Here is a 13,101-nt window from a genome sequence, read left to right as displayed (position 1 = left end):
ACCCCCTATCAAATGAACATGTCCAATAAACATGTCTAATTACAGGAATTGCTCTCTCAATTTCCCCACCTCTAAGAATGTGATCTTTTGGGTTATTTTTCTGTTGCTCCAAATATAATGATTATTGTGAATAATTTCTATAATTCATCAAAAAACAAAATAAATGTTCGAATTATGATAAAAATGACGGTTTATAGTCATCTTTTTGTAGATGATTGAAATATACCTAAAACAGACCAATGCTTGAATCAGCCGTCACTGAGTCTAGTCTTAGTCTGCATTTATAGTTTCTACACTTCTTATATCATTTCTTGCAGGAAGGATTAGTTGCCCCAATTATCCTAATTACTGAGAAAACGCTAAAAAAAGATAAAAAAATTTCAAATTTAGTATATACAAAACAGTATATACTATCTATAATGAATTCAGATTTTGAAAATGTAAACGGTAACGGAAGGAGCACAACGATGGCGTGGGGAGCAATTGCCACATGGCGAATGGCACACGATGGTGTAGCAGAAGCATTGCGTTTATTAGAAAAAAAAGAAGAAGCCGGTGACGCGGTAGAAACTTTGATCAAAACAGTAGAGGATTATCCTTACTATAAATCGGTCGGTTATGGCGGATTGCCAAATGCAGAAGGAATTTTAGAAATGGATGCAGCCTTCATGCACGGTGATACATTTGAAATCGGCGCAGTTGCTGGGATTACCGATGTAAAAAATCCAATCTCGGTCGCTCGCAAACTCAGTAAAGATAAGTTCAACAGCTTTCGTGTAGGCGAGGGGGCGACCAAATATTCAATGCTGGAAGGTTTCGAAAGAAAGAGTATGCTGACCGAACGTGCTCATAAAATTTGGGAAAAACGCTTGAAGGAGATTCACGAGAACAATCTGAATCCGTATGATGGTCACGACACGGTCGGTGCGATCACACTAGACCAAATGGGGACCATGACAGCAGGAACCTCTAGCTCTGGACTGTTCATGAAAAAGCCAGGAAGGGTCGGCGATTCACCATTATCCGGATCAGGATTCTATGTTGATAGCGAAATTGGCGGAGCCGCTGCCACCGGCTTAGGCGAAGATTTGATGAAGGGCTGCCTATCCTATGAAATCGTCCGTTTGATGGGTGAAGGATTGGAACCGCAAGCCGCTTGTGATAAAGCCGTCTACGAATTTCATGATAAGCTGACTGCACGCTACGGAAAGGCTGGGGCCTTTTCACTAGTCGCGATGAATAAGAATGGCGATTGGGGCGTTGCTACGAATGTGGAATTCACCTTCAGTGTGGGGAACGATCATGAAGCACCTCAGATTTACATTGCTAACATGGGGCCTGATCATACCACCGATATTCAGCCTATTACACAGGAATGGTTAGAAGCATATGAAAAACGGATAAAAGCACCAATTGCATAAAACAATTGATAAAAATAGGAGAGTGAAGAACATGAGTAAAAAACAAATTTATCTATTTTGTGATGCCGGAATGTCAACGAGTATTATGGTTAATAAAATGATGGAAGTCGTAGAAAAGCATAATATGCCGCTGCAAATCACGGCTTTTCCAGTAGCTCGATCCCAAGAAGTAGTCGAAAAAGAAAAACCGGTAGCGATTCTCTTAGGACCACAAGTAAAATTCTTGTTTGAAAAAACGAAGGAACAATTTGCGCCGCAGGGCATTCCAGTCGCTGTGATTGCACCAGAGATATACGGCATGATGGATGGCGAAAAGGCGATGAAAGAAGTTCTAAAATTGATCAAACAAAATAAAAAATAGTACCGAAATGATTGGAGGATAAAAAGATGCAAAAGTTTTTAAACTGGTTGGAAAAAGTTTTGACACCGTTAGCCAAAGTCATCGGTGAAAATAAATATTTGATTGCGATCCGTGACGGATTTTTGATTTCAACGCCCTTATTAATTGTTGGCTCTTTCTTCTTATTACTTGCGAATTTTCCGATTCCGAATTGGAGTAATATGATATCTCCGATTTTAGGAGACAATTGGGAGTCTTTGATGTCGGTACCAGCCTCTGCTAGTTTCGATGTGATGACTATTTTAGCAGTTGTGGGAATCGCCTACAGCTTAGGTCGTCAATTAGAAATTGATGCGATTCAGTCTGCTGCCTTAGCATTGGTTTCTTTCTTCATCTTAACCCCTTATACGACAATGTTTACACCGGAAAACAGTACCCAAGTTTTTGAAGTAACTAGTTTACCATTAAAATGGATGGGTTCAAGCGGTCTGTTCTTAGGGATGATTATTGCTCTTGTCTCTACTCGGATTTTTGCGGCTGTGATTCGTCGCGGTTGGACAATCAAGATGCCAGAAGGCGTTCCTCCGACCGTAGTGAAATCTTTTGCAGCTTTGATTCCAAGTTTTGTTGTTGTTACGATTATGTTCGTCCTTAACTGGCTAGTTTCGCTAACTTCTATGGGGAACTTGCAGGATGTAATCTTCAAATTTTTACAAACGCCATTATTGAGCTTAGGTAATACGCTTGGTGCGATGATTATCGCGTATCTATTCTTACATTTCTTCTGGTTCTTCGGGATAAACGGAAGTAGTGTTGTTGGTGCAGTATTCAATCCCGTTTTACGTGCGCTATCTGTAGAAAACATGCAAGCCTTTAAAGATGGTCATGAAATTCCGAATATCATTACTGGTCAGTTTCAAGATATGTTTGCGACATTTGGCGGTGGTGGGTCGACCCTATCACTAATTATCGTAATGGTCCTTTTCTGTAAGAGCCAACGCGTGAAAAAATTATCGCAGCTATCATTGGTTCCAAGTATCTTCGGAATCAACGAACCAATTATTTTCGGACTGCCGATTGTGCTGAATCCGATTCTTTTGATTCCATTTGCTCTTGTTCCTACTATTAATATTATTATTTCCTACTTCGCGATGGATTGGGGAATCGTTGCTTATACGAATGGTATTCAATTACCATGGACGACACCGCCAATTATTTCTGGATTCCTAGTCAGTGGTTGGCAGGCCGCTGTACTGCAGGCGATATTGATCGTCTTGGGAATGGCAATCTATTATCCATTCATCAAAGTATTAGATGATCAATACCTGCGACAAGAAAAAGAAGCAGAAGAACTGGAAGCAGAAGAAATCGACTTCGACACCTTTGATTTTGATGAAATCTAAAACTTGAGTGGACAGTTTATTCTTATAATAGAAGGGATTTATACAAATGAATGATGATCAATTGCAAGTTGTTATGGGCTTAATCATGAACGCGGGAAATGCCAAGGGCGAAGCAGTTGCCGCTTTAGCCGCAGCGAAGGACAACAATTTTTCTGAAGCCGAGGAGCGAATGAAGGCCGCAAATGAAGCATTAGTCGAAGCACATAACACTCAGACGAGCCTTTTAACTGCCGAAGCTAGCGGAAACAACTCAGAGGTGACCCTATTGATGGTTCATAGTCAGGATCATTTAATGAATGCTATTTCTTATTTGGGCTTAACGCAAGAACTGATTGATATGTATAAACGCATTACAGTTTTGGAAAATAAATGAATCATAATCCGGCAAAGACTCATTTCTTTGTCGGTTTTTTGTATTCATAAAAACAGAGGAAACATTTATAATCAAGTGGAGTCTAAGAAGAAAGCTGGGAAGTCGATGAAACCATTCACTATTTATAATGAAGAAAAAAACGTATATCCAATAATTATCAGCCTGCCTCACAGTGGTACATGGCTTCCTGTGGAAATGCGAGAAAGCTTGCGGAAAGAGGCGGTCTTAGCGAATACGGATTGGTTTTTACCCGAGCTGTATCAGTTTTTGGTGACGAAAGGCTGTACGGTGATCGAAATCGAGTGAATCGTTACGTCGCTGATCCAAATCGTGAGAGTCAAATGGCGGGAGAGGATTATCAAAATACGGTCGTCTATCAGCAGAATACCTTTGGCAATCCTCTGTATTATGAGGCCTTAACAAAAGAAATTATCAGCGAGCGCCTGGAAAAGTATTATTGGCCATATCATCATGCGCTGCAAGGACTGATTGATCAGAAAAAACAGCACTTTGCTAATGTTTATCTCCTTGATCTCCATAGTTTTGCGGAATACCCCAATAATGACGAGCGAGAACCAGCTGATTTCGTGATCGGCAATCAAGCGGACCAAACATCCAGCGTTGATTTGCGAGAGCAGTTGTCGCAATTATTGGAAGATGCAGGTTACAGTGTTTCAAACAACCATCCATTTCGGGGCGGATTTATTACCCGCCATTACAGCGAGCAAAGCGGCATTGAAGCAGCACAGCTAGAAATCCGCTACAATCAATACATTGGGAAACGTTCATTTGGTGAGGAAGAACTGACCGAGTATGATCCGGAATTATTTTATCGGGCACAGGAACAATTAGAACAGGTTTTTGAGAAGTTGTATGCAGAACTTTCAAATAGAGGAGATTTTCAAGATGAATGATCGCAATGCGTTTACCCGAAAATTACTGCTCGATTCGGGACTAAAAGAAGGGATGAGAATTTTAGATGTTGGCTGCGGTAGCGGTGAAGTTAGTATTTTAGCATGGGAATTGATGAATGGCACTGGTGAAATCATTGGTATTGATATCAATGAGGGGGTTATTACAACGGTACAAAAGTCAGCCGCTGAGCAACAGTTAACTAATATTCAGTTCATGACTATGAAACTTGAAGAGGCGGCAGAAAAGCTGGGAACCTTTGACGCGATCATTGGCAGAAGGATATTGATGTATCTGCCCGATCCATTTCAAGCGATCAGCGATCTGGTCAAATGCCTGAAGCCTGGTGGGCGGATGATTTTTCAAGAAAGTGATGCGATTGGAGACGGAGCACTAATTGAAACATTTCCACTGCACTCAAAAGCTCAGCAATGGGTCTGGGCAACAGTAGCGCATGAGCAGGGCAATATCCACATTGGTTCGGAAATGTACTCGCTGTTCACCAAAGCAGGTATACAGGTGAAGGACGTTCGTGCTGAAGCGGTCTTACAGACATCAGAAACTGGCAGCGATCTTGCTTGGCTGCTGCAGGTGATGGAAAAGCGGATCATTCAGGCTGGAGCAGCCACAAAAGCCGAGCTGGAAAGTGTCACCGAAGAAAAGCTGTCAAAAGAAATGAAAAATGCCCAAGCTGTCTTCATCAGAGATATAAATTTCGGAATTTCCGCAGTTAAGTAAAAAAAGCGTTCGATCATTTTTGATCGAGCGCTTTTTAGTAGTCATTTGGATAATGCACAACGATAAATTTAACGACATTGCTGGTTTGATTATCCCAATTGTGATCAATCGTCGAAAAGTAATGGGCAGAATCGCCAGGATAAAGCTGATAGGTCTTTTCCTCGATCACTAAGGTCAAGATGCCCTCCAAGACATAGACAAATTCTTCTCCATGATGCGGATAGGTAGTAGGTAATTCACGTTTTTCATGGGGCATAATCTCGATCATTTTCGGCGCTATTTTCTTATCCTGCGGTGTGCGACTCAATTGCTTGTAGATCATATTGTTCAATTTGTGAATCACCGGCTGGTCATAGCCACGAACGATTGGTTCGATCTCTGGTTCTTCTTCAAAGAAGTAATTGATTTTTACTTTAAATAAAGCCGCAATGTTCGACAAGTGCTCTACTGCAATAGTAGTGATTCCCCGCTCAAATTGAGACAAGAACCCCGTCGATAAGCCCGTAGCTTCAGAAAGCTGCTTAAGGGTCATACCTCGTTCGTTGCGCAAGTTTTTCACTTTTTCCCCAATGTTCATTTGCTGATCCCTCACATCAATTAATTAATTTTAGTATACCCGAAAAGTAAGTAAATTTCTATTCGTCATTAAAATGAAATTATTCAAGAAAATTAAAATAAAAAATTCACTATTATGAATAAAGCGCTTGCAACTGTATCTCTCGGACTTTATAATTAAGACGGGAGGGAAGAACGTGAAAAAGCCGACGATTTTTAATATTCAGAAGTTTTCGACTCATGACGGTCCAGGAATTCGAACGACAATTTTCTTCAAAGGGTGTCCTATTAGATGTGAATGGTGTCACAATCCGGAAAGCCAAGTTTTTAGCCCAGAAATCATGTTAAATAAATATGGAAAAGAAGAGCTGATCGGAAAAGATTATACGATCCGTGAGTTAGTAAAAAAGATTCAGACCGATCAAATTTTTTATGATCAGTCAGGCGGTGGGGTGACCTTTTCTGGCGGTGAGGTGATGGCTCAAAATATGGAATATGTAGAGGAATTAGCCAAAGAATGTCAGCGATTAGGTATTTCAGTTGCAATTGATACTTGTGGTGTGGCGCCAACTGAGAACTATCGGCGAATACTACCGTATACAGATTTATTTTTGTACGATCTAAAGTTCATAGATTCACATAATCATCAGCTGTATACAGGAGCAGGCAATCAACTAGTATTGGAAAATTTACGTTTCTTATCAGAGCAGCAAGCGAAAATTAATCTCCGTTTGATCCTGTTGGATGAAATTAATGCAGAGGAAATGGACGCCGAAGAAATCATTGACTGGCTAACGAAAGAAAAAATTCATGTCAGTGAAATATCATTGTTGCCGTATCATGATTTTGGTCGTGACAAGTATGAACGATTAAAGCGGGTATGCACACAGAATTTTCGCAAACCAACTGACGAGAAGGTTGAACGGCTGCAGAGGGTCTATCAGGACGCAGGGTATCAAGTAACGATTGGTGGATAATTAAGCAAAAAAATAGAGTAGACCATAAAAACTAGGAGGAAAATCAATGACAGAATTAACACTCGAACCAACTAGAAGGGGCAGCACCGAGCGAATCAAGCGTTTACGGGAGATCAGCGACAAGGAATGTACTCCAAGTATTTCGATGGAACGGGCGGTTCTTTTGACCGAAGCCTACAAAAAATGGGAAGGCAAAGTTTCTGCGCCAGTATTGCGAGGAAAAGCCTTCAAGTACATTATGGAAAATCGGACAAACTATATAGAAAAAGGCTCACTTGTTCTAGGCGAAAAAGGTGATAAACCTTGGGCTGCACCGACTTTTCCTGAATTATGCTGTCACACAATGGATGACTTTGAGAACATGAACAATCGCGAAAAAGTTTTCTTCCGTGTGAGTGATGAAGATCGTCGTATCCAAGAGGAAGTCATTATTCCTTACTGGCACGAACGGGCAATGATGACACGGATGAATCGTTTATTGCCGGAAGAATGGCATTTACTATTTGATGCTGGCTTATATACCGAGTTCTTGATGCAACGCGGTCCGGGACATACAGTAGCGGATGGAAAAATGTATCAAAAGGGCTTTGCGGATTTCAAGGCGGAGATCCAGCAAGAGATCGATAATCTGGACTACAACAATGATATGGAGGCTCTAAATAAACGGGAAGAGCTAGAAGGCATGAAGCTGGTCTGTGAAGGCATGATTATCTACGGTAAACGCTATGCGCAGCAATGCCGTGAGCTTGCTGAAACAGAGACAGATCCTCAGTGGAAACAGGAATTATTAGATTTGGCAGAAGTTTGCGACGTGGTGCCAGAGCATGCACCGCAAACCTTTCGTCAAGCGATTCAAATGTATTGGTTCACCCATATTGGCGTAACGGTAGAAATGAACAACTGGGATGCTTATTCTCCAGGTAAACTGGATCAACATTTAGAGCCTTTTTATGAAAAGGATATTGAGGAAGGTCGTTTAACCCGCGAGGAAGCGCGAGAGCTTCTAGAAAATCTATGGATTCAATTCAATAACCAGCCGGCACCGCCAAAAGTGGGTATTACTTTAAAAGAAAGTGCCACCTATACGGATTTCTGTAATTTAAATACCGGAGCGTTGCGTCCAGATGGAACCAGCGGCGTTAGTGACGTCAGCTACTTAATTTTAGAAGTCATGGATGAAATGAAATTATTGCAGCCAAGCTCGAACGTTCAGATTTCGCGCAAATCTCCAGAAAAATTCCTGCGTGAAGCCTTGAAGGTCTCACGCAAAGGCTGGGGACAGCCGGCGATGTATAACTCTGAAGCAATTTTAGCAGAGCTAAGCTATCTCGGAAAATCGGTCGATGATGCTCGAGAAAGCGGCATTTGTTCCGGTTGCGTCGAGGTTGGTGTAGCAGGAAAAGAAGCCTATGTACTTACCGGGTACTTGAACATCCCGAAAGTATTTGAGCTGGCTATGAATCGCGGCTACGATCATTACACAGATAAACAGGTGGGAATCGATGTAGGTGACTTTACTGAAATGGAGACCTATGAAGAAGTTTTTGAAGCTTTTCATAAAGAGTTACAATACGTTGTTGATGTGAAGGTTGCGGGGAATAACATGATTGAACGGATGTATATGGAATTCATGCCAGTACCGTTACTGTCAGTGATGTCGGATGATTGTATCAAAGTTGGGAAAGACTACAATGCAGGCGGTGCCCGCTATAATACCAGCTACATCCAATGTGTCGGAATCGCAACAATTACCGATTCCTTAGCGGCAATCAAGCACAATGTTTTTGAAGAAAAGACCATGACAATGGAAGATTTATTAGCTGCCTGCGAAGCGGATTTTGAAAATTATGATGAGATTTATGACAGAGTCTATAACGAGACACCAAAATACGGCAATGATGATGACTACGCGGATACACTGTTACGCGATGTGGCTGCATCCTTACAAGAGGTCATCGCAGGACGCCCAACACCAAAAGGCTCAAAAACGGTTGTTGAATTTTTACCAACGACCTGCCACGTTTATTTCGGTCAAGTGATGGAAGCTTCACCAAATGGCCGTCATAAAGGAATTCCATTGCCAGACGGTATCTCACCAGAAAAAGGCGCTGACCGCAACGGTCCGACCGCGGTGATTAAATCTGCTTCAAAAATCGATCAAACCAAAACAGGCGGAGCCTTGCTAAACCAGAAGTTCACTCCTAGCGTAGTCGCTGGAGAAGCTGGAATTACCAATATGGCATCGCTCGTGCGTAGTTATTTTGCATTGGATGGGCACCATATCCAGTTCAATGTGATTGATCGTGAAACGTTACTGAAAGCACAGAAAAATCCGAAAGAATATGAAAACTTGATCGTGCGGGTAGCAGGCTACAGCGACTACTTCAACAATCTAGAAAAAGCCCTGCAAGATGAGATCATCTCAAGAACAGAGCAAGCATTTGGGTAAATGAAACACTTTAATAGAATGATTTAAGCCGGAGATTTGATGCTCCGGTTTTTTTGTTTGCCCAGCATGGGCAAACTCTAACGGGTTCAAGTCCCGAGCGTGTCCGAGTAACGGAAAGCGCATAGTCAGAGGCAAGGGTGTCCATCGTGAGGTGGAATCTGAAGGAAGCCCGAGACAAATCTCTGGTCCGACGAACAGAAATCACATAAAGGCGACGTTTGAGGGTGAGGCTGCAAAAGAAGCTGAAGCCCGATAGTTACTGCAACAATCAAGCGGTGTAGATGTGGCGGATAGATGGAGAGGAAGAGTTTGCGCCTTAACTGGGGAGGTCTCACGATTCTACACCAAAATCTGATAGTGATATCAGACTGGAACGTGAGAAGTCAGCAGAAGCCATAGTAGCGAGGACTTCTATTGAAAGATAGAACGAGCGAAGGGCTGAACAGTTTTACGTTAGGAAACTCTCGATTGGAAGTCGATAAAGACTACTGGCAATGAGCATGAAAGTAGATACCGACTTTACGAGAAAGAAAGGAATAACAGACATGTACACCGACAAACTAATGTGGAAAATCTTAAGCACCGACAATCTGAATCAGGCGATCAAACAAGTTCGAAAGAACAAAGGAAAACCTGGTGTGGATGGGATGACGGTGGATGAAGTGAAAATGTATTTTGTTAGACATGAAAGCGAGTTGCGAAAGCAGATACGACAAAGAACGTACAAGCCGGAACCTGTCCTGCGAGTAGAGATTCCAAAACCGAATGGTGGTGTTCGATTGTTGGGGATTCCAACGGTCGTAGACCGAGTGATCCAGCAAGCGATCGCGCAAGTGATCGGTCCGATCTTCGATAAGCAGTTTAGCGAATACAGCTACGGTTTTCGTCCACGCAAACGAGCAGAAATGGCTATTCGACAGGCATTAGAGTTTATGAACGATGGCTATCAATGGATTGTGGATATTGATCTTGAGCGTTTCTTTGATACGGTCAATCATGATCGGCTGATGAATCTAGTGTCGAATTCGATCAAAGATGGCGACGTGATTTCCCTTATCAGAAAATATCTGGTGAGCGGGATCAGTACCGATGAGGGGTTTATCGAATCACCTATCGGAACGCCTCAAGGAGGGAATCTCTCTCCCTTGTTAAGCAATATTATGCTTCATGAGCTGGATAAAGAGCTGCACTCACGAAACCTGCGGTTTGTTCGATACGCCGATGATTGTATCATCTTCGTGAAAAGCGAAATGGCTGCCAGAAGAGTCATGCGGAACATCGTTCACTTTATCGAGGAGAAGCTAGGACTGATTGTCAATGCGGAGAAATCAAAAATTATTCGCCCAAATGATCCAGACTTCAAATTCTTAGGATTTGGCTTTTATTGGGATTGGCAAGAAAAGAACTATCAGCCAAAACCTCACGCGATATCTGTGAACAATTTTCGTAAGAAAATCAAAGATCTGACAAAAAGGAATTGGGGCGTCAGTACGAGCTATCGAATAGAAAAGCTGAACGAGAAGATCAGAGGGTGGGTAAACTATTTTCGTATGACCAAGATGAAAACAGTCCTAGAAAAGATTGATAGTAACCTGCGAGTGCGTTTGCGAATGTGTATTTGGAAACAATGGAAAACACCTAAAAACCGACGAAAGCACCTACGCAAGCTCGGTATGTCGAAGAATGACGCATACAAAAACAGCTATTCCAGCAAGTCGATTGCCAGAATAGCCTACTCGTGGGTACTAACTACAACACTCACGAATGAACAAATAGCAAGCCAAGGCTTACTATTCGCTCGTTCATATTACCAAACAAAACATGTCATGTAAAACTGAACCGCCGTATACGGAACCGTACGTACGGTGGTGTGAGGGGACGATGAGTGAACTAATCACTCATCTCCTACTCGATCTGTTGATTGCGCAAAATTTTATTATCGAATTAGTCAATGGATCATTAAAAAATGAGAGGAAATAAAAAAACAAATTTTTCCAATTTAAGAGAACAGTAGCTGCAGATTTTTTCTAAAAATCAGTGATCAATAGTTGCTTTTCTTTAGCTAGTATTCGAAACAGTTATCAAAGAGCTTAGAATGGGTCGACGATGTAGCATCACACTCAAATAGAGAAAAGCAATCCTTCGACAATAGTAATTCTAAAGTGAAGTCAATAACGAACTTGAATAAAAAAGCATAACAGTTTTAATAAACTGGCTTACTATCAACTGACAGAAAATTTTCTAATACTTATTTGAAAAATAAATAACGAAAAATTTGAGTATAAAAGCGATTGCATAGTGTAATGATTGCTGATAGAATGAGTTTGAGTTCGTTAGTCGTTTGTCGACAATCGACTAATCGAACGGAAACCTGATTTTTTATGAGATTGAATTTTTCTCACCATTCAATTGTGACTCAAATCACAATATAAAGCTTTTTGTAAAGGTTCAAGGAAAAATCGGTCAAAATCAAAAAAACGATATTTTCAAAAATCACGATGATTAATCATCGTATTTTATAAAGAAAGGGATGGAGGATAGCTATGCAAGTGTATGACGTAATCATCATCGGTGCAGGACCAGCAGGTTTGTCAGCAGCCATTTATGCCGGTCGAGCGAGGCTAAAAACATTATTGATTGAAAAAGGAAAGGATGGTGGACAGATTATTCTGACCTCTGAGATTGAAAATTATCCAGGGAGTCTTGAAAAAGAATCTGGTCGCTCGTTGATCAAGCGGATGACGGAACAGGTAGCCTCCTTTGGGGTTGAACGGGCAGCAGATACGATCATTGAAGTAGATTTGTTGGATGACGTGAAGGTAATCAAAGGAAACAAAGAAGAATATCGTGGTCGTTCAGTCATTATTGCTTCTGGTGCGTATCCGCGTCCGATCGGCTGTGAAAATGAAAAGGAATTCATGGGTAAGGGTCTCTCTTATTGCGCAACCTGTGACGCAGCCTTTTTTGAAGATATGGAAGTCTTTGTGATCGGCGGTGGAAATTCAGCAGTAGAAGAAGCGATGTTCCTATCGACCTTTGCTCGTAAAGTGACGATCATCCAGAATTTAGCCGAGTTAACGGCAGATGCCATCGCGATCGAGCAAATTATGGCGAACGAAAAAGTTCACTATGTGTACAATTCGGTGGTGGAAAGTCTTGAAGGCGACGGCATCGTTGAAGCGATCACGATCCGCAACACTGAAACAAATGAAACGACCCGCTTCGAAGCTGACGAAGAAGACGGGCTGATCGGTATTTTCAGTTTTATCGGCTATTTACCGCAGTCGAAAATTTTTGAAAATGTCGTAGAAATGGAAAATGGCTACATCAAAACCGATGAAAAAATGGCGACGAACGTTCCAGGTGTTTATGCAGCAGGCGATGTCCGGGTGAAAAATGTTCGCCAGGTAGTGACTGCCAGTGGCGACGGTTGCACAGCAGCTGTCGCAGTCGAAAAGTATTTGCATCATTAGAATTTTTCTTGAAGTGTGGATTATTAATCTGAATAAGGATGTCAGTTCTGCTTCTTGCTTCAGTAAGCTTAGCAGAATGATATACGGCATGAAAATGAGACATTAATCTGAATAAGGAGTAGTGGACATATGAAAGTTTTAGACAAAAAGAATTTTGAAGCGGAAGTCTTACAGAGCGAAGGTACGATGCTGGTGGACTTTTTCTCAGAAACCTGCGAACCGTGTCAGGCTTTGATGCCTAGCATCGAAGAATTTGCTGACAAATATGGTGAAAATATTCCCTTCGCAAAATTAGATACGGCGAAAGCCAGAAGAGTGGCGATCGGACAAAAGATTCTTGGAATACCAGTCATTGCAATCTATCAGGATGGGGAAAAGGTCGAAGAGTTAGTCAAAGACGACGCGACTCCCGAAAATGTAGAAGCAATGATCAAAAAGTATATTTAACGGGTAAAACCGA

Annotated in this window: 11 protein-coding genes and 1 pseudogene; 11 read left to right on the top strand and 1 reads right to left on the bottom strand. The window is 41.7% G+C overall.

The window, feature by feature from the left end; genetic code table 11:
* The first annotated feature begins 467 nt into the window (after positions 1-467).
* From E6139_RS18360 to E6139_RS18335, 6 genes and pseudogenes are all read left to right on the top strand, one after another.
* Positions 468-1,421, top strand: a complete 954-nt coding sequence (locus tag E6139_RS18360; RefSeq protein WP_316404984.1) for a N(4)-(beta-N-acetylglucosaminyl)-L-asparaginase — start codon at positions 468-470, stop codon at positions 1,419-1,421.
* 31 nt (positions 1,422-1,452) lie between these two features.
* On the top strand, positions 1,453-1,782 hold the full coding sequence (locus E6139_RS18355) for a PTS sugar transporter subunit IIB (protein WP_316404983.1): 330 nt from the start codon (positions 1,453-1,455) through the stop codon (positions 1,780-1,782).
* A gap of 26 nt (positions 1,783-1,808) precedes the next feature.
* A complete protein-coding gene (gene celB, locus E6139_RS18350; protein WP_316404982.1) occupies positions 1,809-3,164 on the top strand; it encodes a PTS cellobiose transporter subunit IIC in 1,356 nt (451 codons plus the stop codon).
* 46 nt (positions 3,165-3,210) lie between these two features.
* The gene (locus tag E6139_RS18345) at positions 3,211-3,537 is read left to right on the top strand and encodes a PTS lactose/cellobiose transporter subunit IIA (RefSeq protein ID WP_316404981.1); all 327 of its coding nucleotides are present in this window, start codon (positions 3,211-3,213) and stop codon (positions 3,535-3,537) included.
* 105 nt (positions 3,538-3,642) lie between these two features.
* Positions 3,643-4,451: pseudogene (locus tag E6139_RS18340) on the top strand (N-formylglutamate amidohydrolase).
* Positions 4,444-5,187, top strand: coding sequence for a methyltransferase domain-containing protein (locus tag E6139_RS18335; protein ID WP_316404980.1), 744 nt, complete (start codon positions 4,444-4,446; stop codon positions 5,185-5,187). Before E6139_RS18340 ends, E6139_RS18335 begins: the two are co-directional and overlap by 8 nt.
* 34 nt (positions 5,188-5,221) lie before the next feature.
* On the opposite strand, the gene E6139_RS18330 is transcribed toward E6139_RS18335, so the two are convergent.
* Positions 5,222-5,764 carry an XRE family transcriptional regulator gene (locus E6139_RS18330; protein WP_316404978.1) on the bottom strand — a complete coding sequence of 181 codons (543 nt, stop codon included), beginning with the start codon at positions 5,762-5,764 and terminating at the stop codon, positions 5,222-5,224.
* A 175-nt stretch (positions 5,765-5,939) separates the two neighbouring features.
* Here E6139_RS18330 and E6139_RS18325 point away from each other — a divergent pair, with 175 nt between their 5' ends.
* The 5 genes from E6139_RS18325 to trxA all read left to right on the top strand — a co-directional run bounded on the left by E6139_RS18325 (position 5,940) and on the right by trxA (position 13,088).
* Complete coding sequence (locus E6139_RS18325) at positions 5,940-6,719, top strand: glycyl-radical enzyme activating protein (RefSeq protein ID WP_316404976.1); 780 nt, start codon at positions 5,940-5,942, stop codon at positions 6,717-6,719.
* 46 nt (positions 6,720-6,765) lie between these two features.
* Positions 6,766-9,168 carry a trans-4-hydroxy-L-proline dehydratase gene (gene hypD / locus E6139_RS18320; protein WP_316404974.1) on the top strand — a complete coding sequence of 801 codons (2,403 nt, stop codon included), beginning with the start codon at positions 6,766-6,768 and terminating at the stop codon, positions 9,166-9,168.
* A 500-nt stretch (positions 9,169-9,668) separates the two neighbouring features.
* Positions 9,669-11,000, top strand: a complete 1,332-nt coding sequence (gene ltrA / locus E6139_RS18315; protein ID WP_410470550.1) for a group II intron reverse transcriptase/maturase — start codon at positions 9,669-9,671, stop codon at positions 10,998-11,000.
* Positions 11,001-11,711: 711 nt separating this feature from the next.
* On the top strand, positions 11,712-12,641 hold the full coding sequence (gene trxB / locus E6139_RS18310; protein ID WP_316404970.1) for a thioredoxin-disulfide reductase: 930 nt from the start codon (positions 11,712-11,714) through the stop codon (positions 12,639-12,641).
* Positions 12,642-12,770: 129 nt separating this feature from the next.
* Positions 12,771-13,088 (top strand): thioredoxin TrxA, encoded by a 318-nt coding sequence (gene trxA / locus E6139_RS18305; RefSeq protein ID WP_316404968.1) that lies wholly within the window; start codon positions 12,771-12,773, stop codon positions 13,086-13,088.
* Positions 13,089-13,101: the final 13 nt, after the last annotated feature.

Source organism: Enterococcus sp. (assembly GCF_032555305.1).
Classification (GTDB): Bacteria; Bacillota; Bacilli; order Lactobacillales; family Enterococcaceae; genus Enterococcus_A.
This window is presented reverse-complemented; position numbering and strand designations above follow the sequence as displayed.